This window comes from Streptomyces sp. NH27 (assembly GCF_056859195.1).
In genome coordinates, this window is the sequence record NZ_JACEGK010000694.1 from 1 (window position 1) to 3,392 (window position 3,392).

Genomic DNA, 3,392 nt, shown 5'->3' on the forward strand with positions numbered 1-3,392 from the left:
GAGGAACTCGTCGAGGACGGCATCCAGCCCGTCGATGGTCGCGGTGTGGATCTTCAGCAGCAGGCAGTCCTCGCCGGTGAGCCGGTGGCATTCGCTGACCTGTTCGTGGTCGGCCGCGAGGGCCATCAGGTTGGGCAACTGGCCGGGGCCGGGCCTTACTCGTACGACGGCGGTGACCGGCAGGCCGAGCGCAGCCGGGTCGACGACCATGCGGAAGCCGGTGATGACGCCGTCTTCCTCCAGCCGGCGCACCCGGTCGGTGACGGCGGGCGCCGACATGCCGACGATGCGGGCGAGGGCGGACATGGACAGGCGCGGGTTGCGGTGCAGTTCGGTGAGGAGCCTGACGTTCATCTCGTCCAGCGCGGGGTGCGGCTCACCAAAGGAAATCCGCCTCCTCTTCTTGGACTTTCCAGGCACATTCGCTCCTTGGGCTTCGATATCGGCTTCAACGGAAGCCCGGTGCAGAGGACGATAGTCGGACGGTAAAGGTGGCAAACGGCAATGCGGCGCCATTTCGGCGGGACAGGGGGAAATATGCGGTATTCGCGCGTCGGGTCGTCCGGCCTGGTCGTGTCGCGGGTCGGGCTGGGGATGATGAGCTATGGCGACACCTCGCGCCGCGCCTGGCATCTGGACGCCGACGCGGCGTTTCCCCTGGTCCGGGTGGCGGCCGAGACGGGCGTGACGTTCTTCGACACCGCGGACATGTACGACCAGGGCGCAGCGAGGAGGTTACCGGCAGTCTGCTGCGCAAGGTCTTCGGTTCCTGTGACGACTACGTCCTCGCGACGAAGGTGTACTTCCCGATGGGCGACGCGCCGACGTCGCGCGGCCTGTCCCGCAAGCATCTGCACGCTGCCGTGGACGCCTTGCTGCGCCGGCTGGGCGCCGACCATATCGACCTGTACCAGATTCACCGATGGGACGACGCGACCCCGATCGAGGAGACGATGTGCGCCCTCGATGAACTCGTGCGGGCGGGAAAGGTGCGCTATTTGGGGGCGTCCAGCATGTATGCGTGGCAGTTCGCCAAGGCGCAGTACACCGCCCGGGCCCGCGGGTGGAGCACATTCGTGTCGATGCAGAACCTCTACAACCTCGCCTACCGCGAGGAGGAACGGGAGATGATCCCGCTCTGCCGCGACCTCGGCGTCGGAGTGCTGCCCTACAGCCCGCTCGCCCGCGGGTTCCTGACCGGCAGCCGCACCCGCGGCGGCGGACGCACCACGGCCCGGGGCCGGAACGACCCGCTCGCCGAAGAGCACTACACCGACGACGACTTCACCGTGGTCGACGCGGTGGTCGAGGTGGCGCGGGATCGCGGGGTGCCGCCGGCACAGGTCGCCCTGGCATGGCTGCACGGCAGGCCCGGCGTCGTCGCGCCGATCGTCGGGGTGACCCGGCTCGCGCACCTGGACGACGCGGTCGCCGCCGTCGAGTTGGATCTGGACGATGCCGAGGTACGGCGGTTGGAAGCGCCGTACCGCCCGCACCCGGTCCTGGGACACGGGTGACTGCCGGCCGATCGGCCCCCGCGCCGAGCACCGCCCGGGCCGGCACAAGGCTGGCGAGTGTCCCCACCAGCACACCGCCTGCCGTGTTCATCCTGTTCAGCGCGGTCTTCCACTACCTGGGGCCGTCGCTTGCGGTCCTGCTCTTCTCGGGGGTCGGTGTCCTCGGTGTCGCCTGGCTGCGGATCGCCGGCGCCGCCTTCGTACACCCGCGCTGGCTGCTGTGGGGAATCGGCGTCGGAGTGTGCTCCTCCGTCATCCCCTGCGTCACCGACCAACCGGCCATGGTCCGACTGCCGCGGTCCGTCTTCGCCTTCCTCCTGGCGCTGTTGCCCGCTTCGTCCACCGTGATCGGGCTGATCGCGTTTGGCCAGATACCCACCTGGCGCGACATCATCGGCGTTACCGCCGTGATCGCCGGCGTCGCGATCCGCCAGGAGAAACCGGGAGGTCATGACCGGCCCCGGGGGGCGCGGGCACCGCGGTCCCGGCCGGGCAGGTCGCGCGCAGACGGGAGCAGCATGCAGAGCACGCAGGAGGAGGCGGACGGATGGCCGGACATCCCCGGCGACACGGCGCTCACCATCAAGATCCCCGAGGCCGACCCGCTGGTCCGGGTCGGGTTCCCCGCACATGTGACCGTGCTCTACCCGTTCCTGCACGAGAGCCGCATCGACGCGCAGGCCCACCGTGAACTGGCCGCGCTGTTCGCCGGGCACGACGCGTTCACCCTGACCTTCGGCGAGTTCGGCCGCTATCCCGGCGTGCTCTACCTCGACCCGTGGCCGCACGCCCCCGTGATCGCGCTGACCAAGGACCTCACGCTGCGCTGGCCCGAAGCGCGGCCGTACCGCGGGATCTTCGGTACGGGGCTCGGCCCGCATCTGACGGTCGCCGTCAGCGACGACCCCGCGGACTCCGGCGCCGCACACGACGCGTGCGAGGCCGAACTCGCCGCGTCGTTGCCGCTGACCAGCCACGTCCGCGCGGTCCACCTGATCGTCTGGGACGGCGCACGCTGGCGGGACCGGGCCGCGTACGACCTCGCGGGGCCGGTCAGCTGTCGCGCTTGATCCACTCGCTGCCGCCCAACGGGTAGTCGTAGCCGGGGCGGTCGACGTCGGCGCTGGTGTGGAAAGGGACGCCGTTGTCGTCGATGTGGACGGTGCCGTGGCGGTTGCCACTGGACCAGTCCAGGCTCAGGTCCCAGCGGACGTCGTGCGCCTTGGTGTGGGCGGTGACGTAGAAGACCTCCGGGTCGGACTCGCTGACCTTGTACGGGAAGTCGCGCTGGCCGTTCTTGACGGTGACCGTGGGGCTGCCGTTGTCCAGGTCGATGTCGAATGACTTGGTGTCGACGCCGCCACCGCAGCCGACCCCCATCGCGAAGTCGTTCCAGGCGAGCGGCGCGCCTTTGCTGATGGCGCGCACGTGCAGCGCCTCGAGCACGACGGTCTCCGTGCCGGTGCCCTGGACGGTGAGAGCGACCCGCTGCTCGTCCGAGGAGACCGCGCGGTACGCGCCGGCCCAGCGCGGCGCGTCCTGCTCGGTCGCGGGCGGGCCGACATACGCGGGCTCGCTGTCGACGAGGAAGTGCTGGCTGCACGGGTTGTCGTAGACATAGGGGCGGGTGCCGACCGCGAGCGGGATGGCGCTGCCGCTGGTGGGCTTTGCCGTCGCGCCCTGCTCGGTCCCGCCCTGCGGAGTATCGGTCTTGCCGGCGAACCCGGTGGTGGTCGCCGACGCGGACGGGGTGTGGCGCTGCCCGCTCGGGGACGGGGCGGTGGACGGCTCCTTGGCGTCGGCCGTGCTGCTGCTCGCGGTGGCGCCGGCGGCCTGCTGGTCCCGGCCGTGCTGTGGGCGGCCATCACGATGATC

At 70.5% G+C, this 3,392-nt stretch carries 2 protein-coding genes and 2 pseudogenes; 2 read left to right on the plus strand and 2 right to left on the minus strand.

The genetic code is table 11. The features are described 5' to 3' along the window. A partial coding sequence (locus AC13HU_RS34520; protein ID WP_483045943.1) for an Lrp/AsnC family transcriptional regulator occupies positions 1–354 on the minus strand: 354 nt, incomplete at its 3' end. A gap of 183 nt (positions 355–537) precedes the next feature. Between AC13HU_RS34520 and AC13HU_RS34525 the strand changes: the two are divergent. Then, positions 538–1,517, plus strand: a pseudogene (locus AC13HU_RS34525) (aldo/keto reductase). An 83-nt stretch (positions 1,518–1,600) separates the two neighbouring features. Beyond that, positions 1,601–2,587 (plus strand): 2'-5' RNA ligase family protein, encoded by a 987-nt coding sequence (locus AC13HU_RS34530; protein ID WP_483045944.1) that lies wholly within the window; start codon positions 1,601–1,603, stop codon positions 2,585–2,587. Here the strand turns inward: AC13HU_RS34530 and AC13HU_RS34535 are convergent. Then, positions 2,571–3,392, minus strand: a pseudogene (locus tag AC13HU_RS34535) (transcriptional regulator); the annotation flags it as partial. The gene AC13HU_RS34530 and the pseudogene AC13HU_RS34535 overlap by 17 nt on opposite strands.